This is a genomic window from Serratia marcescens, from assembly GCF_001902635.1.
Lineage (GTDB): Bacteria > Pseudomonadota > Gammaproteobacteria > Enterobacterales > Enterobacteriaceae > Serratia > Serratia marcescens_F.
The window spans coordinates 60,574-81,677 of the sequence record NZ_MJAO01000002.1; the positions used below are offsets into that span (position 1 = coordinate 60,574).

Genomic DNA, 21,104 nt, shown 5'->3' on the forward strand with positions numbered 1-21,104 from the left:
AGTGGCTGGTATAAGAAGGCTAGAGCTTCCCATCGGGGGAAGGTCAAGGTTCATTGAGGATCTTTATCGCCGGCGTTGAACCGCGTGCGCCACGGCAGTCTTTGAGCGCCGTCGTGCACGCTTCCCAGCCGCCGCCGAGCGCCTTGTAGATGCTCACCACGGCAAGTTGCTGATTAGCGCGAGCTATTGCCACTGCGCGTCGGCTGGCAAAATCGGCCCGTTCGGCCTCGAGCACCTCCAGATAAACGCCTTCACCTGCGGCGAATCGCACCTGTGAGAGCCGCGCCGCCTCACGATTCGCCGCCGCTTCGAGCAGCCGCAGATCTAGCGTGCTGGCCGCCCCGGCATAGGCTTTGAAAGCATCATCCGTTTCACGCAGCGCACGCAGCACCGTCTGGTCGTAAATCAACAGCGCCTGTCGCGTGCGCGCCTCGCTGGCGGCGATCCTGGCGCGTACACGGCCGATATCGAGAAAAGACCAGCGAATCACCGGGCTGATGAAGCCGGAGAGCACGCCGGCATCGCTCATCGCATCGAGGTTGCCGGCGACCAGCCCGATCGCCCCCCGAGCCTCGATTTGCGGGTAAAGCGCCGCTGTCTCCACCCCAATCAGGGCGGTAGCCGCCGCCAGATCCCGTTCAGCCGCCGCAATGTCGGCGCGCCGTGAAAGCAGGGCGCCGGGGGTGCCCACGGTGACGGTCCGCAGCGCCGGTGTCCGATTCTCGGCGGGGGCGGCCGGAAGACGAAATGTCTGGGGCATTTCGCCAAGCAGCGAGGCCAGCGCGTTGGCGGTGGCCGCGCGGCGGCGTTCCAGTTCCGGCGCCGTCACCTCGGTGCCGCGCAATAGCGCCTCGGCGCGCAATCGATCGAATTCGCTGGCGGCGCCGGCGCGCAGTTGCCTGTCGACCAACGCCAGGCTCTGGCGCTGGCTCCGGCTGATGTCGGCGACCACATTGAGCTCGGCCTCGATGCCGCGTAGTTCGAACCAGGCGGCGGCCACTTCTGCGGCGACGCCCGCCTGAATGGCGCGCAGCAGTGCCTCGCGGCTCCCCGCCTGCGCCTGAGCGGCCTCAACCGAACGCCGCACACGGCCAAAAAGGTCGATTTCCCATGCGGTTTCAACAGCCCCGCGGTAGATTTCCGCATGACGCGGTTGCCCGGGCGATCTTTCAATTTCGCCCAGGCGACGAGTCTCATAACTCAGTGCCGCGCCGCCGTGCGGCAGGGCATCCTGCCGCTGTTCACGCAGCATGGCCTTCGCTTCGTCAAGCCGGGCGACGGCGATGCCAATGTCATGGTTGGCCGCCAACGCGCGCTGAATCAAGGCGGTGAGCGCCGGATCGTCAAAGATGCGCCACCACTCAACCTCGATGTCTCCCGTGCCTATCCCCTGGGGCGGTTGCCCGAAGTCGGCGGGAAGCCGCGCGGCGGGCGGCGAGTAATCGGGTCCGACGGACGCACATCCGCTTAGCAGGGCGAGCGCGCTCAGCGGGAATAAAAAGGCTTTATAAAGGCGTTTCATCAAGTGCGCTCCTGGCTACTGCGTTGTTTGGCTTGTGAGCGATAGTGCTCGAACCAGGTTGCCAGGCCGCGGACCACCACATAAAAGACCGGCGTCAGGAACAGGCCGAATAGGGTCACGCCCAGCATGCCGGCAAAAACCGCAACCCCCATGGCCTGACGCATTTCCGCGCCCGCGCCGCTGGCGAAGATCAGCGGAACGACGCCGGCGATAAAAGCAAGCGATGTCATTACGATGGGCCTTAACCGCAGCCGGCAGGCTTTGATGACCGCATCGAGCGCGCTTGCGCCTTCCTCTTCCAGACTGCGGGCGAACTCCACGATCAGAATGGCGTTCTTGGCGGCCAAACCGACCAGCACAATGAGGCCTATCTGGACGAAGACGTTGTTGTCGCCGCCCACCAGCCAGACGCCCAGGATGGCGCTCAGCAAACACATGGGCACGATGAGCAGCACCGCCAAAGGCAGCAGCCAGCTGTTGTATTGCGTGGCGAGGATCAGGTAGGCGAGCAGTACGCACAGTGGGAAAATGAACAACGCCGTATCCCCTGCGAGTTTTTGCTGGTAGGTGAGGTCTGTCCATTCTACGGCCATGCCTTCTGGCAGCGTCTCTTTGGCCAAACGCTCCATGAGTGCAACCACCTGCCCGGAACTGACGCCCGCCGCCGCGCCGCCCGTGATATCGGCCGAGGGATAGCCGTTGTAACGGATGATGCGATCCGGGCCGGCGCTCGGCGTCACGGTGACAAAGGAAGACAGCGGCAACATGTTTCCGGCGGCATTGCGCACCTGTAGCCGACCGATGGCCTCAGCCTGCATGCGATGATCGGCATCGGCCTGGGCGGTCACCTTGTAGGTGCGGCCAAACCGATTGAAATCATTGATGTAGAGTGAACCGAGGTAGATCTGCAGCGACTCGAACACCTCTGCCAGACGCACCCCTTGGCTCTGGGCCTGAGTGCGATCGATAGAGACGTCGAATTGCGGCGCATTGATGTCCAGGCTGGTCATCAGGCCGGCTACCTGTCCTGACTCGGCGGCTTTCGTCATCAGGATTTGGGTGTGCTGAACCAAGGCTTCAAGCCCGGCGCCGCTGCGATCTTCTACCTGCATCTTGAATCCGCCGGTGGCGCCGAGACCGGGCACCGGCGGCGGCGGAAAGACGCCGAGGAAGCCATCGGGGATGTCGGCGAATTTTGCCTGCAGCCGTCCGGCTATCGCCGTCGCGGCGAGTTCTGGCGTTGTGCGATCCTTAAACGGATCGAGCATGACGAACATCACGGCGGCATTGGGCACGTTGACGAAACCGTTGATGGAAAGCCCCGTGAAAGCCACGACGCTTTCAACGCCGGGCTCCGCCAATGCGATCTGCGACATCTTTTTCACCACCGTATCGGTGCGATCCAGCGAGGCTGAGTTGGGCAACTGGGCGATACCGACGAGGTAGTACTTGTCCTGCATAGGCACGAACCCCGGCGGTACGGCCTTGAAACCAAAGAAGGTCAGGACGAGGAGCCCGCCGTAAATCAGCAACGCCACGCCGCTGATGCGCACGATCTTGCGCACGGCATTGCTATACGCGTCCGGAACGCGTTGGAAGGGACGAACGATCGTGTGCCACGGCCGGGGAAGGCGTTCACCGGCCGGGTGCGGGCGGAGCAACAGCCCGGCCAACGCCGGACTGAGCGTGAGCGAATTGAGCGCCGACAAGAGGGTCGAAATAGCAATGGTCAGGGCGAACTGCCGATAAAATTCGCCCTGCAGGCCGCTCAAGAAAGCGGTTGGAATGAAAACGGCGGCAAGCACCGAGGTGATGGCGATGATCGGACCGGTGACTTCGCCCATGGCCAGCTGCGCGGCTCGCTGCGGTTTCTCGCCATTTTCGAGGTGCCGTTCCACGTTTTCCACGACCACGATCGCATCATCGACGACGATGCCGATCGACAACACCAGGCCGAACAAGGACAGCGTATTGAGCGAGAACCCCAGCAAATACATGATGGCGAAGGTCCCGACCAGTGAAACCGGCACTGCCATCAATGGGATCAGCGAGGCTCGCCAACTGCGCAGGAACAGCACGACCACAAGGACGACCAGCAGGATAGCTTCCAACAGGGTCGTCGCCACCGACTCGAGCGACGCGCGCACGAAGACCGTGGGATCATAGGCGATCCGGGAACTGAGCCCGGCCGGGAAGTTGCCTTCAAGGCGCTTGACGGTCGTTCTGACCGCTTGTGCGACGTCAAGCGCGTTGGCGCCGGGACTCTGAATGATTTGCAATGCGACGGCCGGCTCACCGTCGAGCAGGCTGCGCAGTGTGTAAGCATCAGCGCCCATTTCGATGCGGGCGACATCGCGCAAACGGGTCACCTGACCGTCGTCGCCGGTGCGAATGATGATATCGCCAAACTGCTTCTCGTCGGTCAGCCGCCCGAGGGTGTTTACCGTAACCAGGAATGCGGCGTTGGCATCGGGCGCCTGGCCGACGGAACCGGCCGCGACCTGAACGTTTTGCTCGCGCACTGCGGTAACCACGTCGCCGGCAGTCAGCCCGCGTGCGGCGATCAGGTCCGGATCCAGCCAGAGACGCATACTGTATTCGCCGGCCCCCCAGACCTGAACGTCGCTGACTCCCGGAATGCGGGACAGTTCGTCACGGACCTGAAGGTAGGCGTAATTCGAGATATAAAGCGGGTCATAGCGTTTGTCGGGAGACAGGAGATGCACCACCATCAGGATATCCGGTGATGTTTTCTGCGTCACCACCCCCTGATGCTGCACTTCTTCAGGCAGGCGTGGTAGCACGCGCGCGACCCGGTTTTGCACCTGGATTTGCGCCATATCGGCATTCGTCCCTTGTGCAAAGGTGATGCTCAAGGTCATTCGGCCGTCGGTCGCCGCCTGCGATGACAGATACAGCATGCCTTCGACGCCGGTGATCGCTTGTTCAAGCGGGGCCGCCACCGTTTCCGCAATCACTTGCGGATTGGCGCCGGGATAAGAGGTGGTTACTTGTACGGTGGGCGGCGTGACCGCGGGATACTCGCTGAGCGGCAATCGGAACAGCGCCACGATGCCGGCGATCAGCGTCAAGATGGAAAGGACGATGGCGAAGATCGGGCGTTTGATGAAAACGCGAGGGAAGTTCATGTCGCGTCTCCCGAAACGTGCAGCGGCGCGATAGGGGTGCCGTCAATCGCGGTGGGGTGCGGCGTGATTGGCATGCCGGGACGCACCAGCCCTTTCACCACGATACGTTCTCCCGGCTGCAGGCCTTGCTCTATTACGCGCATGCCCTCAACGAGTGGGCCAAGTTCGACGGGGCGGTATTCGGTCTTATCGTTTTTGTCTACGACCAGTACGTAGCGGCGGCTTTGATCGGTGCCGATCGATTGATCGGAGATCAGGATCTTGGCTTGCGGCGCGCCGGTTTCCAGCTTGACCTTGGCGAACAGCCCCGGTGACAGTCGTCCATCCGGATTAGCGATCGCCGCGCGCAGTCTCACCGTTCCCGTCGCGCGGTCGGCGACATTGGCGAGGAAGTCAACGCGGCCGCGTCGGGAATAGGTCTTGTCGGCGAGCAACGCCACCGTCACCCTGATGTCATGCGTCACCGTCTTGTCGCGCCACGCGGCGAGCGATTGCAAATAGGTGCGTTCATCGACATCGAAATAAACGTGGAGCGGGTCGATCGAGACAATAGTGGTGAGTGGCGTGACGCCGCTGGCGACGTAGTTGCCTTCGGTGATGAGCGTCTGGCCGACGCGCCCGGTAATCGGTGCGGTAACGCGGGTAAAGTCCATGTCCAACTTCGCCGCCTCTCGCGCCGCCTTCGCCACATTGACCTGCGCTTTGCTCGCATTCATCGCGGCGGTGGCCGCATCCAAGCGATCGCGGGCGATGACGTTTTGGATAAACAGCGTTTTGGCGCGCGTATAGTCGGCCTGGGCGAGGGTTGAGGCGGCTTCCGCCTCTTGCAAGCGCGCCGTGGCTGCGTTGAGCGCGGCCTGGAATGGCCGCGGATCAATGAGAAAAAGCGGGTAGCCTTTTTCTATGACGCGTCCTTCCGGCACATGCACTTCCTGCACGTAGCCGGCGACGCGAGGACGCAGTTCAACGCGCTTGATGGCGGTCAGCGAACCGGTGAGTTCGACAAAGGGCGTGATTGGGCGAACCAGCACCTCGGCTACCGGAACGTTGGGCGGCGGCACAGGGGCCGCCGGGGAAGGATTCTCTTTGCACCCGACGGCAGCGAAAGCGACGCTTGTCGCCGCTGCAATCAGGGTAATCGTTTTGGCTTTCATCATGTGACCATTCCTATCGAAGTCGACAGTAGAATTGGCTGCGTCGAGGCAGCTCATCCTGCGTTATCCGACTTCCAACGTTTGGAAGGTCAAGCGATTTTTGGCCTATGAAAAGGGGGAGGGGCTGCAGTAAGGGAGCCTTATTCTGCGTCAGCCCCCGCCGTTTACTGCTCCAGCAGCTCGGTGAACTTCGCCAGCCATTGCGGGTGCGCCGGCCAGGCCGGTGCGGTGACCAGATTACCGTCGACGTGCGCCTGATCGAGGCCGATCTCCGCATAGTGGCCGCCGCCGAGCCGCACTTCCGGCGCACAGGCCGGGTAGGCGCTGCAGGTGCGGCCTTTCAACACCCCGGCCGCCGCCAGGAGCTGCGGGCCGTGACAAACGGCGGCGATCGGTTTGTTCGCGGCGTCAAACGCCCGTACCAGCGCGATCACTTCAGGATTCAGGCGCAGGTATTCCGGTGCCCGGCCGCCGGGGATCAACAGCGCGTCGTAGTGCTCTTCTTTCGCGGTGGCAAAGTCGGCATTCAGGAGGAAGCGATGGCCGGGTTTCTCGCTGTAGGTCTGCGCGCCGTCAAAGTCGTGGATCGCCGTCATGATGTAATCGCCGATGGCTTTGCCGGGGCACACGGCATCCACCCAGTGGCCAATCATCTGCAACGCCTGAAACGGCACCATGGTTTCGTAATCTTCGGCGTAGTCGCCGACCAGCATCAGGATCTTTTTCTTGCTCATGATCACAACTCCTGCGGGATGGGTGTTGCCTAAGGTATAGCCCAGCGGCCGGCGGAATGCGAAGCGCGAAGTGCTTTGGAATACACGATAAATAAGCGTAAAAATAGAGTTGACTTTCTTGGTGTGAATAAAAAAATAATTGTCTTAGCGATCTGTTCAGTAATGGATTTGATTTTCGTTTGTTTCCTATGATAGAAAAACGGCTCCTCACTAAAATGGAAAGGAAACCGGTTAGCACGTTCCGTACAAATACACCAGAATTCTGTGATTATTACCATTGCGTAATAGTAGAAAGCACTTGTTTAGTTTTTTATTATTTTTGAAGGAACAAAAAAATGCCTATTTTAAATCGCTGTGCCACAGCCTGCGCATTGGCGCTGAGCCTGTTGGGGAGCTCGGTTGCAGCACACGCTGGGGAACAAGAGGAACTCACCAAGAAACTGGATGAGTCGGTAATGACGTATGCTTACTCTAAGAGTAGCAGCGATATGGACACCATTAATGAACTGATAAAAAATGGCGCTCACCCCACGATTCAAACGGTATGGTATGCCGCCTATTACAAACAGCCGGCGCTGCTCGATCGTTTTCTTGATATGTCGGTGAATGTGAATCAAGCCATTAGTGACAATGGAGAAACAGTATTGTTGTCAGCGTTGGGAAATACCGACAAGTCTGAATTATCCGATGATGATCTTCACATTCTACAGAGCTTGCTAAAAGCCGGTGCCAATACCAATGTCATTGCACAGGGGGGGACGAATACGCCACTTATTGCCGCCACCAAAAGCCAAGGAGCCGCGCCCGCGCTGGTGAAACTGTTGCTGCAATTTGGTGCGGATGCCAAGCAGGTTACCCCGCAAGGATTTTCACCAATAATGGGGGAAGGGGCGGCAAATCTGGAGGTCATCAAACTGCTGGTAGCCGCCGGCACAGATCCGTATGGCGTCAGCAAGGTAGGATCAACGCCTTTGCACTTTGTTTGCACGCGGGATTATACCCAGGACGGTAAGCCGGACCCGCAAGCGGCACAGCGTATCGCCTTGTTGCATAAACCCGGAACGTCTATCGATGCTCAACCGCCCCAGCAACAGGCCTGGCCTGTTGGCACACCGCTGCTGGAAAGCTTGACCAGCAATAATCCTGACTGCGTCAAGGCGTTGTTGGCGGCGGGTGCTGATAAAGATGCGTTGGCTTTCCCGGCAGAGTATGTGGCAGCAGATCCAAGCGTAAAAGGTAAAACGGTTCGTCAGAATATACTCGGGTCGGCAGAAAAATATCCTACCCTGTATTCGCCAGAAATCGTGGCCTTGTTTCAAAAATAGGTGAAAACGAAAAAGGGGGCTTTCGCCCCCTGATAAAATGGCCCGCGCGCGGGCCAAATAAGCCAGCATCAGCCTGGGTAGATGCCGCGCTCTTTACGTGCGGTCAGGATGCGCTCACAGGCCACGATGTAAGCGGCGGTGCGCAGGCTGCACTCTTTCTCAGCCGCTTTGTTCCAGACGTGGACCATCGCGTCGGTCATGATCTTGTCCATACGCTCGTTGATCTCGGACTCGCTCCAGAAGTAGCTCGCCATGTCCTGCACCCACTCGAAGTAACTGACCGTTACGCCGCCGGCGTTACAGATAACGTCCGGGACCACGGTGATGTTACGGGAACGCAGAATGTCGTCCGCATCCGGGAAGGTAGGGCCGTTAGCGCCTTCCAGCACCAGCTTGGCGCTGAGGATTTCGGCGCGCTGGCGGGTGATTTGGCCTTCCAGCGCCGCTGGGATCAGGATGTCCATGTCAACCGACCAGAATGCTTCGCTCTCGATCTCGCTGGCGCCAGGGAAGCCGGCGATCTGCTTGTGCTTGGCCTGGTATTCGGTCAGCGCGGTCAGGTCGATGCCGTTGGCGTTGAACAGGGTGGCGGAGTGGTCCTGGATGGTGACGACGCGAGCGCCGACGCCAACGAACAGACGCGCCGCTTCGCTGCCCACGTTACCGAAGCCTTGTACCGCAACCTTGGCACCTTCGATCTGCACGCCCAGACGCTTGGCCACTTCGCTGCCGGTGACGAACACGCCGCGGCCGGTGGCTTTCTCACGGCCCAGGGAGCCGCCGAGGTGGATTGGCTTGCCGGTGACCACGCCGGTGATGGTGGTGCCGTGGTTCATGGAGTAGGTGTCCATCATCCAGGCCATCACTTTGGCGTTGGTGCCGACGTCCGGCGCAGGAATGTCTTTCTGTGGCCCGATGATGAAGCCGATTTCGCTGGTGTAGCGGCGGGTCAGTCGCTCCAGTTCACCTTCAGACAGTTTGAACGGGTCGACGCGGATGCCGCCCTTGGCGCCGCCGTACGGCAGGTTGACCGCGGCACACTTGATGGTCATCCAGGCGGACAGGGCCATCACTTCGTTCAGATCGACGTCAGGGTGGAAGCGGATACCGCCTTTGCCCGGCCCACGCGACAGGTTGTGCTGTACGCGGAAACCTTCGAAGTGGCGGATGGTGCCATCGTCCATCTGCAGCGGGATATCAACAATCAAAGCGCGCTTAGGGTGACGCAGCGTATCAACCCAGCGTGACAGCTCGCCGAGGTAAGGGGCGACGCGATCGATTTGTTGCAGATATGTAGCCCAAGCGGTGGTGCTGCTGTCTGAAGCGTAGGATAGCTTTTCCATAACCAACCTTTATATATTAGAGGTATTTATTTCGTTTAACCGTGGATTAGCAAGCGCATAACACTTTGCGACGCTAAATTTACCATTAATTATGCCGGTTGTTACCCCCCCTCTCATCGGGCCAGCGGCCGCTTTTTCGCCACTTGTGGGGCGATAAATGAATAGTTAATTACTTTTTGTCGACCCTGAGCGGACACACGCACAATTTATGCATATAAAGCGCATAAAACACCTTTTTATCTATTTTTCAGAAGCTTGAATGTGATCAAAAAGTTTCATTTTATTTAACTGCCATGTTGACAATGGCATTTCCCCTCGCCAGAGTTAAATTAATGTTAAAACGGCACCGGCGTCGTTTTTTTGTTGCACAAGGGAAAGTTTAACCATTTGATATTGTAGTGTTTACTCACCACGCTCAGGCTTGCACGCCAAACGTGGACGATACGGCTGTTCACGCGAGCTTTTCTTGGTACCCATTATTATTACCTCCCCGTCACAACGGGGCGGGCGGCGTTTGGTCTGAATTTTTTTGCCGGTTAGAGCGCCTGCGGGCGTTTCACTCCTGCTGCAACCGCACATCGGTTGCTTAATCGCCTTAATGACGGACAGGTAACACCATGACAAAAAATCACTGCGATCGGCTGAACCCAGGTTCAGCCGAGGGGCCGAACTGTGCCCAAACCCTGCAGCGCGGGCTGAGCGCGCGCCATATTCAACTGATTTCGATCGGCGGCGCCATCGGCACCGGGCTGTTTATGGGCTCCGGGAAGACCATCGCGCTGTCGGGCACCTCCATCGTGCTGACTTACGCCATCGTCGGCTTTTTCATGTTCATGGTGATGCGGGCGATGGGGGAGCTGCTGCTCACCCGGCTTGACTACCGTTCGTTCGCCGACTTCGTCTCCGAATACCTGGGGCCGCGCGCCAGCTTTTTTCTCGGCTGGTCCTACTGGCTGAGCTGGGTGGTGACCTGCATCGCCGACGTGGTGGTGTGCGGCGGTTACGTGCAGTATTGGTTGCCGAACGTCTCGCCCTGGCTGCCGGCGCTGCTGACGCTGGGGTTCCTGTGTCTGTTCAACATGCTGTCGGTCAAGATGTTCGGCGAAGCCGAATTCTGGTTCGCCATGATCAAAGTGGTGGCGATCGTCGCGCTGATCGCCACCGGTGCCTGGATGGTGTTCAGTGGCTGGACCTCGCCGGACGGCGTGACCGCATCGCTGCATAACGTCACCGATCCCGCCATTTTCATGCCGCACGGTATCTTCGGCTTCTTCGCCGGTTTCCAGATCGCTATTTTCTCCTGCACCGGCATCGAGCTGCTGGGCACGATGTCGGCGGAGACCAAAAACCCGGAGAAGGTGCTGCCAAAGGCGATCAACGTGATCCCCGCGCGCATCATCGTCTTCTACGTGTGCTCGATGCTGACCATCATCGCCGTCACCTCGTGGAGCCATATCTCACCGGACAGCAGCCCGTTCGTGATGCTGTTCGATCAGGCGGGGCTGCCGGCCGCGGCTGCGGTGATCAACTTCGTGGTGCTGACCTCGGCGATGTCCTCGGCCAACAGCGGGGTCTACTCCAGTACCCGCATGCTTTACAGCCTGTCGATGGAAAAGCACGCGCACGGCCAGTTCCGCATTCTGTCGCGCAGCACCGCCATCCCGATCCGCAGCCTGCTGTTTTCCTGCTTCTGCATGGTGGCTGGCACCTTGCTGCTGGTGCTGGTGCCGAACGTGATGACGCTGTTCACCATCGTCTCCACCGTGGCGGCGATCCTGGTGGTTTACAGCTGGGGCATGATTTTGGTTGCCTACCTGGTGTATCGCCAAAAGCGGCCGGATCTGCACGCCGGTTCCAACTTCAAAATGCCGGGCGGGGTACTGATGGCCTGGCTGACGCTGGCGTTCTTCGCCTTTACGTTGGTGCTGATGGTGTTCGATCGCGATACGCTGATCGCGTTGTGCAGCATGCCGCTGTGGTTTACCGCGCTCGGTCTGATCTGGCGTTATCGGGTTCGCGACAGCCTGGCGCGCGAAAGCTACGTGTTTTATCAGCGCGGCGCCGAGGCGGAATAACCGGTGAAGGATGCGCCGCTTGCCGCCCGTCCACTCGGCAAGCGGCGGCAACTGCGGTATGCTAAGCGGCTGAACAGCAAACCAAACCGGGCTATACGGAGACACCCCAGCGTGCCGAACTCTTCTTCTCAACTCGAACTTTTACGCTCGGTCGCCGATGGCATCGCGGCCCTGTTTTTCCCGAATGCGGAAGTGGTGATCCACGATCTGGCCACCAACAAGGTCGCCTATCTGGCGAACAACCTGTCGAAGCGCAAACCGGGCGACGACGCCGGGCTGGAGGATTTCGATCTCGATGATGGCGCCGGCGTGACCGGCCCTTATGAGAAGCTGAACTGGGACGGCAAAAAGATGCGTTCGGTGAGCATCGCCGCGCGCGACGAGCAAGGCAACCCCAGCTACCTGCTGTGCATCAACCTGAGCACCGCGATGTTCGAGGACGCCCGCAACGCGCTGGACATGTTCCTGTCGGTCACGCGGCTGCAGCCACAGCCGCAACAGCTGTTCAAAGACGACTGGCAGGAGAAGATCAACACCTTTCTGCACGACTGGCTGCGGCGGGAGAACGCCGCGCTCGGCGCGTTGAGCCGCGAACAGAAACGGCGGCTGGTCAGCGATCTCTATCACCAGGGGGCGTTCAAGGCCAAAAGCGCGGCGGACTACATCGCCAATGTACTGTCGATGGGGCGCGCCACGGTGTACAAACACCTGCGAGAACTGAAACAAGGGGAGTAACGCCGCACGCTCACTTAGCCGTACTTGCTTGCGAATATTGCGGCAGGCGATCCTCGATCGATTCCCATGATGCTTTTTCCGCCACGAATCGATGTTCCCTGGCGGTTTTATGCAGCGGCGTATCCAACGTTCCCAATCGGATACCCAACACTTCAGGATGCTCTGTGCGCCAGGCGTAAATCGGGGAACCGCAATGGCTGCAGAAAGCCCGAAACATCCCCGGTGAGGATTCGAACTCGCGCAGCACCTCCTTGCCGGCGGTCAACACGAAGTGTTGCCGGTTGACAGGGGCATTCGCCCCGTGTGCGGAACCACTGGCCTTGCGGCAACTGATACAGTGGCAATAGCCAAAGTCACCCGGTTCAGACAGCAGCGTATACTTCACTTTTTGGCACAAACAGCTTCCGTCATACATTTTTCAACCCTCTTGCTGTTAGCGATGGCCTTCAATCCAGAGAGACGTTGGCCGGCAAACGATGCTGTTCCCCCCAGTGGCACATCATGTCGATCACCGGGATCAGCGAGCGGCCGCGCTCGGACAGGCTGTACTCCACCTTGGGCGGGATCTGCGGGTATTCCTTTCTCACCACCAACCGATCTTTTTCCAGCTCCTTCAGCGTTGAACTCAGCGTCTTGTACGAGATAGTGCCGATACAGCGCTGCAGCTCGTTGAACCGCAGCACCGGTTTATACAGCGCCAGCCAGTACAGAATGATCATTTTATATTTGCCGTTGATCACCGACAGCGTATAGCCATAGCCGGTGTCTTCGAGGCTGATGCCCGTTGGGCTGCAGCGGGATTCGGCGGTCATTGGATACTTTCTCCAGGGTAAGTATGTGTCGTAAGTGTGCGTATTTTACATTTTTAAAGCATACCCTATGATGCGCCGGTAAACACCTGACAGGAGAAATCGATATGAAAACGCTGGTGGTGGTGACCCATCCCGACATGGCGAACTCGGTGGTCAATAAGCGTTGGCTGGAGGAGCTGCGGCGCTACCCGGAACGGTATACCGTGCACGAACTGCACCAGGCCTATCCCGACTGGCAGATTGACGTCGCCGAAGAGCAGCGGCTGATTGAAGCCCATGACAACATCGTGCTGCAGTTCCCGATATTCTGGTTCAGCAGCCCGCCGCTGTTGAAAAAATGGCTGGACGACGTGCTGACTTATGGCTGGGCCTACGGTTCCCGCAGCGGCTACAAGATGCAAAACAAAACGCTGGCGCTGGCGGTCACGGCGGGGATACGCGCCGAGGATTATGCGCGTGAAGGGCGCTATCGTTACTCGCTGGAAGAAATTTTCCGGCCGTTTGAAGTGACCGCCGATTACGTGCGGGCCAACTATGCGCCATTCTTCGCCTTTTACGGCAAGGAAGCCGCTTCGGACGGGACGGTGGCAGCGCTGCAACCCCACGAGTTGGAGCGCAGCGCGCAAGACTACCGAGCGTTTATCGCCGCCCTGAATTAATGGCGCTTCCGGCGCGCAAGGGCGTGCGCGTCGGGTCACTCGATATGGACGCCGAAACCACCTTGCCCCGGTGCCAGATGCGCTTTCAGCGTCAGTTGCGGGATCAGGTAGTCGCCGGCGTTCTGCCGCCGGAAGCGGATCGGCTCGGCGTTCCACAGATTATCCAGCCGTTGCCCAAGCTGCTCGCACAGGGCGGCGAAACGCACCTCATCGGTTTTGCCGGCACGGTAGGTGACGAACGGCGGCAACACCTCGAACCCCGGATAGTGCAGCATACCGTGCTGGATCGGGAACAGAATATCGTCGATCGGCCCGTTGATGCCGCGCGGGGCGTAATGAGATTCCCAGCCGCCGGCGGTGACGATCAGCATTGCCCGTTTGCCCGCCAGCGAACCTTCTCCGTAACGGTCGCCCCAGTGCGTATCGGAATGTTCCCCCACGCCGTAACCGAAGCCACAGGCATACACACGCTCCACCCAGCCTTTGAGGATCGCCGGCATCGAGAACCACCACAGCGGAAACTGCAGCAGCACCGCGTCCGCCCAGCGCAGCTTCTGCTGTTCCCGTTCGATATCAGCGCTCTGCGCGCCGTTGGCGAACGCACGTTGGGAATCCTGCGAGGGATCGAAACGGGGGCCTAATGGGCCTTCCAGGCTGTCGTCGGCATCGAGCGCCGCTTTCCACTTCATGGCGTACAGGTCGGACACCTGTACCCGATGGCCGGCCTGCGTCAAACGTTCAACGGCGAAGTTTTTCAGCGAGCCGGTCAACGACAACGGCTCCGGGTGGGCGTAAACAATCAGCACATTCATAACAGCTCTCCTTGGTGTGAGAGCTGCAGGTTAGGCTGTTACTAGGTATATTAGAAATGAATTGCCATTATCCCAGGTATAACCATGAATAATTTAAGGCGACTGGATCTCAACCTGTTGGTGACGCTCGACGCGCTGCTGGCGGAGCATAACGTGACGCGCGCGGCACAGCGGCTCAACTTCTCCCAACCGGCGGTCAGCGTGCATCTTGCCAAACTGCGGACGATCTTTGGCGATCCGCTGCTGTTGCCCGGCCCGCGCGGCATGCGGCCGACCGCCAGAGCGGAACAGCTGCGGGAACCGCTGCGCCAGGCGTTGGCGGCGCTCGAGTTGGCGGTGACGCCGGCCACGCCGTTCGATCCCGCGGTGGCGGGCGATACCTGGCGCGTCGCCGCCTTCGATTACGGCGAATCCACCATCGTGCTGCCGGCGCTCAACGGTTTGCGCACGGCCGCGCCCGGCACCCGGCTGGCGGTGTTGGAAATCGTACCGGCGCGCCTCGCCAAGCTGGCGGAACAAGGGGAGATAGACCTGGCGTTTCATACCCGTGAAGGCGCACCGCCCGGTCTGCGGCAGCGCACGTTGTTTAGCGAACGCTACGTGCTGGCGGGGCGAATCGGCCACCCTAAATTGCATGAAAAGCTGACGCCGGCGCAATTTTGCGAATTGGAGCAGGTAATGGTCTCGCCGGACGGCGGCGGGTTCTTCGGCATGACCGATCGGGCGCTGGCGGAAGTGGGGTTGGCACGGCGCGTGGTGCTCTCCGTGCCGCATTTTCTGTTCGTGATCTCGGTATTGACGCAATCCGACCTGGTGGCGATGTTGCCGGCACGGCTGGTGCGTAACCAGCCGTTATTGCAACAGATCGAACCGCCGCTGGCGGTGCCTGGCTTTGAAATGACCATGCTGTGGCACGAACGATCGCATCGGGATCCCGCTCACCAGTGGCTGCGTGAACATATCGTGCGCTCGGTGTGAGCGGGGTGTCGAATTAAACGGAGAAGCGCTTTTTAATTCTGTCGACCGGCGTGCCATCGTTGAGCGGCACCTGCGGCAAACGGTCGTAATCGCGAAAACCCATTTTTTGGTAATAGGCGAGGCCGCCCACGTTATCCGCCCGAATGGTGGCGTTGATGTGCCGGAAACCGTGCGCTTTTGCCGCCGCCAACGTTGCCGGGAACAGCGCGCTGCCTATGCCCCGAACCTTGGGCGACAAACGGGAAAAGGTGGCGATGTCTGCGGTATCCGACGGCAGCGTCTCATCGGCGCTCAGCGACTGAAAACCAAGCAACAATCCATCCTGTTCCGCAACCTGGCAACTCAGCGCCTGCTCGCCGCTGATGAACCACTCGGCGAATTCGGTAGGGGTCAACGGCGTTTCAATCGCCGTGGTGCCGCCGGCGGCGATCACTTCATTCAATAACTGCGTCAGCGCTTCAGCATCTTGCGGGGTTACCGTTCTGATCTTCATTGCGTTCCCATCTCCTCGACAGTGCCCGTTTCAGGCGTGATGAATCCGGTGAAACCATCGAAAGAAGATAGACGCAGTCGTCCGATAATGAAATATCGGAACGTGCCGGACAAAAAAACAGTGAGGGGAATTACATGAACAGGAAGCGGTCGGCTAGCGGAACCCCACGTTCGAGGCGCGGAGGCAGCGCGTCGTCGCGATCGTCAGCTTGGGTAGCCTGCGGTGCGGTGTCTTCGGCTTTTTCGATCATCAGCTCGCCGAGCAGGGCCAGAAAACGAGTGAGCTTTTGCATATTCCCTCCGGATCCTTGATTACATTGAGAGTGATACTAATCGCCGCTCAACCGAATGGGAAAAACTTAAAACTCATATCCTAAGAACCGGATCGCATATCGCTTGACCGGGCGACGGTTGCCCATCGCCCGGTGAACGGCTTAGAAGGTGACGTTAACCTTGGCCCACAGGGTGCGGCCCGGTTCATTCACCGCGCTGTTGGCCGAATAGCCGAAGGCGCTGTTGCCTGCCAGGTTGAGGTGCTCGCTGTAGGTCTTGTTCAGGATGTTATCCAGACCGGCGCTCAGCTTGACGTTTTTATTCACCTTATAGGCGGCGTTGGCGGAGAGTACGCCGAAGCCGGCGCTTTCGGCGAAGTCTTTGCCCACCACGTTGCCTTCGTTGATCGCCACGCGGTGCTGGCTGCTGACCAAGCGCCACAGGCCGGTGCCGCTCCAGTCGCCGTACTCATAGGTCAGCCCCAGACGCGCTTCCAGCGGCGGGATCTGCGGCAGTGGGCGGCCGTCGCTGGTGTTTTTACCCCAGGAGTAGGCCAGGCTGGCGTCGGTTTTCCAGTGCTCGCTCAACGGGTAGCCCATGCCCATTTCGCCGCCCATGATGTTGGCATTGACGTTATCGGCCTGGCTGAGACGCGCGTTATGCGGATCGTATTTGAACAGAATGAAATCATCCACCCGGCCGACGTAAGCGGAGACCCAGCCGTTGAAACGCTTACCGTTGTATTGCGCGCCGATATCGAGCTGCGTGGTTTTCTCGCTCTTGACGCTGGAGAACGGATCCTTGCTGCCGTTCGGGCCGAGCTTCGGCGAGAACAGCTCCCAGTAATCCGGGAAGCGCTCGGTATAACCGACGCCGGCATACAGCATCAGCGGCAGATCGGCCAGCGTATGCTCCAGGCGCATAAAGCCGCTCGGCAGGGTGTCTGAACGCTCCACGTCGCCGCCGTTGCGGAAGTTCTCCACCAGGGTGCGATCGAGACGCGCGCCGCCGATCAGCTTATCCTGATCGCTGGTGGCCCAGGTCAGTTCACCGAAGGCGCCGTAGCTGTTGAACTGGGCGTCTTTTTCCCAGCTGCCGTGGCTCATGCTGCGGTGGGTGTTGGTTTGGGTGTCCAGGCCGCTTTCAAGCTTCACGTCTTGCCACTGCCAGGTGCCCATCACGCGGCCGCCGACGGTGCGGCGATCGAGCTGCATCGTCATGCCGGAGGACATCATGTGCCCGCCGTGGCCCCCCATGCCCATGCCGCCGTGGCCACCGTGGCCGCCCATGCCGCCGCTGCCCGGTGAGCGCAGGGTCACGTTGTCCATCACGTGGTTGGCGTAGTTGTAGTAAACCTGCGCTTCCAGCTTATCCAGCACCTCGCCGATGTTGGATTTTTCCACCCGCATGCCCAGGCTTTCACGTTTGAACTGCGAACCGTCCATGCTGCGGCCGGCATAGCGCGCTTCGCCGTTGCCGCGGCCCATGGTCACTTCCAGCAGCGTGTCGTTGTCCGGTGTCCAGCCGAGCGCCAGATCGCCGTTCCACTTGTCCCAGCGCGATGGCACGCGAGTATTCGTACCGTCCTGATAGTCGTTGGAACGGGACTTGTTGGCCATCACCCGCAGGTAGCCTTGTTCGGCGCCCAGGCTGGCGTCGATATTCTCGTCCCAACGGCCGTTGGAGCCGGTCAGCACGCTGGCGTTGCCTTTAATGCCCGGTTTGTCGAAGCGCGGGCGTTCACGCTCGAAACGCACCGTGCCCGCCGACGACCCCGGCCCCCACAGCACCGTCTGCGGCCCTTTGGTGATGGTTAACAGATCGAAGCTTTCCGGCGAGATGTACGAGGTTGGCGCATCCATACGCGATGGGCAGGCGCCCAGCATTTCCGAACCGTCGGTGAGGATCTTCAGCCGCGAACCGAACATGCCGCGGAACACCGGATCGCCGTTGGTGCCGCCGTTGCGGATCTGTGAAAAACCGGGGATGGTTTTCAGGTAATCCGAGCCGTCGCTGGCTGGTACCGGTTGGCGCGGGGTTTTCGGCGATGTGACGATGGTCAGCGGGGAGTAGAGCGGTGCGGTGACGGTGATCACGTCGCCGTCATTGACCTGCGCGTCGGTAGGGTGCTGATGCGCCTGCGCCGCGTGGCCTGCCAGCAAGAACAGCGGCATGGCGGTGGTTATCGCGCGGGTGACGGCGTTCTTTTTATAAGTCGGTTTAAACATCATCTTTCCTTAAGCTAACTATTTTTCCATGTTTAACCGAGGGATTATTCAGGCGTGGGGTGGCCTGGCGAAAATCACCATCGGAAAATACGGGGGTTAATTCCACCAACGTGGAAATAACCGGGCTAATAATGTCGTCTCAATGAATAACCGTTGGGCGAAATAATTCCGCCGGGTTGAGGCGATCAACGGCAATACAGAGAACGGCAATGGGCTTATTTTAAAATCAGAGGAAAGAGACGGGGGGCGCGCGCGGCTGTAACTCGGTGTGAACGACGTGGGCGAACAGGGGAACGAGATAGTGAATCGGCGGCGGGCGTGAGGCCAGCGACTGGGACCAGAACAGCGGCGCGTGGCTCACGTCCAGCAGCGGCGCGTGCAGCAACAGCACGCAGTAGCCGCAGGCGCTGTCGTCCATCATCATCGCCATATTGTGATGGCCGCCGCCGTGCTGCATCATCGGCATCGCCGTTTTTTCAGGTTCAGGCGTTGCCGGCGGCGAGTGCATCCCATGATGCATCGGCATGTCCATGCCGCAATCCGCCATGACGGTCGTTTCAGCACTTCCGGCGCGCGCATGCTCCAGGGATCGCGAGACCACCGGGGCGATGAACAACATCAGAATGGCAAACATCCCTAACCAGGCAGCGGCCCGGCTTCGCGATGCATGGGTCTGAATTAACGACACATTCAACCTAAAAAAAGGGTTAACACAGGGTAGGGAATTGTACTGGTTTATGTCGAAATGTTAAAACCTTTTATTTATGGTCAACGAACTGTTGGTGAATATATTATCGGACAATAGCTTTAATTATGACCAAACGCTATTTTTTGGCGCAACATGGGCGCGGAGACACTATTAATGACGGAAGCGTTGGCGAACACCATTATCCCGCTGTATGACAAACATGCCGCCGCCTGGGAACGGTTAAGATCCACCACGCTGTTTGAACGGCCGTGGCTTGACCGTTTTTTGCAACTTGCCCCGGCCAATGCGCGGCTGCTGGATCTCGGTTGCGGCAACGGTAAGCCGATCGCCGCCTATTTTATCGCACAGGGCTATCGGGTGACCGGTATCGACGGTTCACGGGCGATGATCGCACGCTGCCGGCAACATTTTCCTCAGCAGGAATGGCAGCAGATGGATATGCGCAAGCTGGATTTGGCGGCGAAGTTTGATGGCCTGCTGGCCTGGGACAGTTTCTTTCATCTGGCGCGCGACGATCAGCGCCGCATGTTCCCGTTGTTCAGGCGGCATGCCAAGCCGCATGCCGCGTTGATGTTCACCAGCGGCCCCGCCGATGGCGTGGCGATCGGCAGCTTCGAAGGCCAGCCGCTGTTTCACGCTAGCCTGGCGCCGGAAGCGTATACGCACTTGCTGCAGGAAAACGGCTTCGGCGTGATTGACCATGTGGTGGAAGATCCTGCCTGCGGGGGGAGAACGGTCTGGTTGGCGCAGGCTATCGAGTGACAATGTCACGGGCAAGTTCATCGGAACCTGCCCGTTAACGTTATTTAGCGCTGACGCGCCAAACGGTGTTGCCCACGTCGTCCGCTATCAGCAGGGCGCCGGTCTTATCGACCGCCAATCCCACCGGTGCGCCATAGAGTGCCTTCCCGTCGTCGGAGACAAAGCCGGTCACCACCGCTTTGAGTTTGCCGACCGGCATACCTTGCTCAAACGCCACGTAGCTGACCCGGTAACCGTTCAGCGGCGAGCGATCCCAGCTGCCATGTTCGCTGACAAAGGCGCCGCCGTGATAGTCGGCCGGCAGAGCTCTCGCGGTGTAGAACAACAGCCCCAGCGGCGCGACGTGCGAGCTGAGGGCGTAATCCGGCTTGATGGCTTTCGCCACCCGATCCGGCCGCGCCGGCTGCACCCGCCGATCGACGTGCTGGCCGAAATAGCTGTAAGGCCAGCCGTAGAAGCCGCCGTCCTGCACCGAGGTCAGGTAGTCCGGCACCAGATCGGCACCGATCTCGTCACGCTCGTTGACGATGGCCCACAGCTTGCCGCTGTGCGGTTCCCACTGCAGCCCGGTCGGGTTACGCAGACCGCTGGCGAAGATACGGCTGGCGCCGGAGGCGGTATCCACTTCCAGCACGGCGGCGCGCCGGTACTCTACGGCCAGGCCGTTTTCGGTGATGTTGCTGTTTGAACCGACGCCGACATACAGCTTTCTACCGTCCGGGCTGGCCAGCAGCGCCTTGGTCCAATGATGGTTGATGGTGTCCGGCAGATCGGCCAGCTCTTTACCCGGATCGCTGATGCGCGTTTCGCCCGGTTGATAGGCGTATTGCATGATGTTGCCGGTGTTGGCCACATACAGGGTGTTGCCAATCAGCTGGACGCCAAACGGGGAATCGAGCCCCTCGAGGAAGACATGTTTTTCCCAGCTGCCGCCGGTGGTTGGGCGCAGCAGGGTGATGCGGTTACCGCCTTTGCCGCCTTTACCGGACTGCCCCTTCACCAGACCGGCGATCAGCTGCTTGGGCGTACTCACCGCCTCGGCGCCCGGCCCGTTGGCTTCCACCACCAGTACATCGCCGTTGGGCAGGGTGAGCAACTGGCGCGGATGCAGCAAACCATCCGCCACCTTGTCGATTTTTAAGCCTTCGGCCACTTTCGGCATCTGGTTTTGCTGCCAGCCGACGCCCTTTGGCACCTGCATCGGTGGCATCAGGAAGTTTTGCGCCGCCGGCAACGTCGGATCCGGCCCCATTTGTTGTTCTGGCGAGATGACGGCGCTGTTATCGCAGCCGGCCAGCGCCAGCACGACCGAAAGTGCAATCGCGATGGATGATAGCTTCAT

General features: G+C 59.8%; 19 protein-coding genes. 6 read left to right on the top strand and 13 right to left on the bottom strand.

The genetic code is table 11. The features are described 5' to 3' along the window. Window positions 1-43: 43 nt before the first annotated feature. The 4 genes from BHU62_RS02210 to BHU62_RS02225 form a co-directional block, all read right to left on the bottom strand. Window positions 44-1,522: an efflux transporter outer membrane subunit gene (locus BHU62_RS02210; RefSeq protein WP_073528944.1), complete on the bottom strand. Its 1,479-nt coding sequence runs from the start codon at window positions 1,520-1,522 to the stop codon at window positions 44-46. Continuing rightward, complete coding sequence (locus BHU62_RS02215; protein WP_073528945.1) at window positions 1,522-4,671, bottom strand: efflux RND transporter permease subunit; 3,150 nt, start codon at window positions 4,669-4,671, stop codon at window positions 1,522-1,524. Before BHU62_RS02215 ends, BHU62_RS02210 begins: the two co-directional genes overlap by 1 nt. Continuing rightward, window positions 4,668-5,828 (bottom strand): efflux RND transporter periplasmic adaptor subunit, encoded by a 1,161-nt coding sequence (locus BHU62_RS02220; protein WP_321970032.1) that lies wholly within the window; start codon window positions 5,826-5,828, stop codon window positions 4,668-4,670. Before BHU62_RS02220 ends, BHU62_RS02215 begins: the two co-directional genes overlap by 4 nt. Before the next feature lie 161 nt (window positions 5,829-5,989). Then, entirely contained in the window at window positions 5,990-6,559 is a 570-nt protein-coding gene (locus BHU62_RS02225; RefSeq protein WP_073528946.1) for a DJ-1/PfpI family protein, read from the bottom strand. A gap of 335 nt (window positions 6,560-6,894) precedes the next feature. Here BHU62_RS02225 and BHU62_RS02230 point away from each other — a divergent pair, with 335 nt between their 5' ends. Beyond that, window positions 6,895-7,884 carry an ankyrin repeat domain-containing protein gene (locus tag BHU62_RS02230; protein WP_073528947.1) on the top strand — a complete coding sequence of 330 codons (990 nt, stop codon included), beginning with the start codon at window positions 6,895-6,897 and terminating at the stop codon, window positions 7,882-7,884. Window positions 7,885-7,952: 68 nt separating this feature from the next. Here the strand turns inward: BHU62_RS02230 and BHU62_RS02235 are convergent, their stop codons facing one another. Next, window positions 7,953-9,227: a Glu/Leu/Phe/Val family dehydrogenase gene (locus tag BHU62_RS02235; protein ID WP_038871583.1), complete on the bottom strand. Its 1,275-nt coding sequence runs from the start codon at window positions 9,225-9,227 to the stop codon at window positions 7,953-7,955. A gap of 617 nt (window positions 9,228-9,844) precedes the next feature. On the opposite strand from BHU62_RS02235, the gene BHU62_RS02240 reads away from it, so the two are divergent. Next, complete coding sequence (locus tag BHU62_RS02240) at window positions 9,845-11,302, top strand: amino acid permease (RefSeq protein ID WP_073528948.1); 1,458 nt, start codon at window positions 9,845-9,847, stop codon at window positions 11,300-11,302. 111 nt (window positions 11,303-11,413) lie between these two features. Further along, window positions 11,414-12,037: a transcriptional regulator gene (locus tag BHU62_RS02245; RefSeq protein ID WP_073528949.1), complete on the top strand. Its 624-nt coding sequence runs from the start codon at window positions 11,414-11,416 to the stop codon at window positions 12,035-12,037. 10 nt (window positions 12,038-12,047) lie between these two features. Here BHU62_RS02245 and BHU62_RS02250 read toward each other — a convergent pair whose 3' ends face one another. Together BHU62_RS02250 and BHU62_RS02255 are read right to left on the bottom strand one after the other, a co-directional pair. Next, entirely contained in the window at window positions 12,048-12,452 is a 405-nt protein-coding gene (locus BHU62_RS02250; RefSeq protein WP_073528950.1) for a GFA family protein, read from the bottom strand. Between the two features lie 31 nt (window positions 12,453-12,483). Beyond that, entirely contained in the window at window positions 12,484-12,849 is a 366-nt protein-coding gene (locus BHU62_RS02255; RefSeq protein WP_073528951.1) for a winged helix-turn-helix transcriptional regulator, read from the bottom strand. A 104-nt stretch (window positions 12,850-12,953) separates the two neighbouring features. On the opposite strand from BHU62_RS02255, the gene BHU62_RS02260 reads away from it, so the two are divergent. Then, a complete protein-coding gene (locus BHU62_RS02260; RefSeq protein ID WP_073528952.1) occupies window positions 12,954-13,508 on the top strand; it encodes an NAD(P)H-dependent oxidoreductase in 555 nt (184 codons plus the stop codon). A 35-nt stretch (window positions 13,509-13,543) separates the two neighbouring features. Here BHU62_RS02260 and BHU62_RS02265 read toward each other — a convergent pair whose 3' ends face one another. Continuing rightward, complete coding sequence (locus tag BHU62_RS02265; RefSeq protein WP_073528953.1) at window positions 13,544-14,320, bottom strand: NAD(P)H-dependent oxidoreductase; 777 nt, start codon at window positions 14,318-14,320, stop codon at window positions 13,544-13,546. 84 nt (window positions 14,321-14,404) lie between these two features. Here BHU62_RS02265 and BHU62_RS02270 point away from each other — a divergent pair, with 84 nt between their 5' ends. Beyond that, entirely contained in the window at window positions 14,405-15,298 is an 894-nt protein-coding gene (locus BHU62_RS02270; protein ID WP_073528954.1) for a LysR family transcriptional regulator, read from the top strand. A 13-nt stretch (window positions 15,299-15,311) separates the two neighbouring features. Here the strand turns inward: BHU62_RS02270 and BHU62_RS02275 are convergent, their stop codons facing one another. The 4 genes from BHU62_RS02275 to BHU62_RS02285 all read right to left on the bottom strand — a co-directional run bounded on the left by BHU62_RS02275 (window position 15,312) and on the right by BHU62_RS02285 (window position 18,910). Further along, entirely contained in the window at window positions 15,312-15,791 is a 480-nt protein-coding gene (locus tag BHU62_RS02275) for a GNAT family N-acetyltransferase (RefSeq protein WP_073528955.1), read from the bottom strand. Between the two features lie 130 nt (window positions 15,792-15,921). Beyond that, window positions 15,922-16,083: a hypothetical protein gene (locus BHU62_RS25170; protein WP_171971284.1), complete on the bottom strand. Its 162-nt coding sequence runs from the start codon at window positions 16,081-16,083 to the stop codon at window positions 15,922-15,924. A gap of 141 nt (window positions 16,084-16,224) precedes the next feature. Beyond that, on the bottom strand, window positions 16,225-18,291 hold the full coding sequence (locus BHU62_RS02280) for a TonB-dependent copper receptor (RefSeq protein ID WP_073528956.1): 2,067 nt from the start codon (window positions 18,289-18,291) through the stop codon (window positions 16,225-16,227). Between the two features lie 226 nt (window positions 18,292-18,517). After that, window positions 18,518-18,910 (bottom strand): DUF2946 domain-containing protein, encoded by a 393-nt coding sequence (locus tag BHU62_RS02285; RefSeq protein WP_236720582.1) that lies wholly within the window; start codon window positions 18,908-18,910, stop codon window positions 18,518-18,520. 243 nt (window positions 18,911-19,153) lie between these two features. Between BHU62_RS02285 and BHU62_RS02290 the strand changes: the two genes are divergently transcribed. Then, on the top strand, window positions 19,154-19,762 hold the full coding sequence (locus tag BHU62_RS02290) for a class I SAM-dependent DNA methyltransferase (protein ID WP_073528958.1): 609 nt from the start codon (window positions 19,154-19,156) through the stop codon (window positions 19,760-19,762). A gap of 40 nt (window positions 19,763-19,802) precedes the next feature. On the opposite strand, the gene BHU62_RS02295 is transcribed toward BHU62_RS02290, so the two are convergent. Then, the gene (locus BHU62_RS02295; protein ID WP_073528959.1) at window positions 19,803-21,104 is read right to left on the bottom strand and encodes a PQQ-dependent sugar dehydrogenase; all 1,302 of its coding nucleotides are present in this window, start codon (window positions 21,102-21,104) and stop codon (window positions 19,803-19,805) included.